This window comes from Aliivibrio sp. S2TY2 (assembly GCF_028765525.1).
Lineage (GTDB): Bacteria > Pseudomonadota > Gammaproteobacteria > Enterobacterales > Vibrionaceae > Aliivibrio > Aliivibrio finisterrensis_A.
On the sequence record NZ_JARACS010000054.1, the window covers coordinates 1 to 244 of the forward strand.

At 46.3% G+C, this 244-nt stretch carries 1 tRNA gene; it reads left to right on the plus strand.

The features are described from left to right. Nucleotides 1-58 precede the first annotated feature (58 nt). A tRNA-Ile gene (locus tag PVK63_RS19970) sits at nt 59-135 on the plus strand. The last annotated feature ends 109 nt before the right edge of the window (nt 136-244 follow it).

Here is a 244-nt window from a genome sequence, read left to right on the forward strand (position 1 = left end):
CGATTTATGAGTGTTCACACAGATTGATTAGGTTAAAAAATAAAAGAGACATAATGTTGGGTCTGTAGCTCAGTTGGTTAGAGCGCACCCCTGATAAGGGTGAGGTCGGTGGTTCAAATCCACTCAGACCCACCAATACTTTTCCAGTAAGTATTGGTGATAACATTATATTTTGGGGCTATAGCTCAGCTGGGAGAGCGCCTGCCTTGCACGCAGGAGGTCTGCGGTTCGATCCCGCATAGCT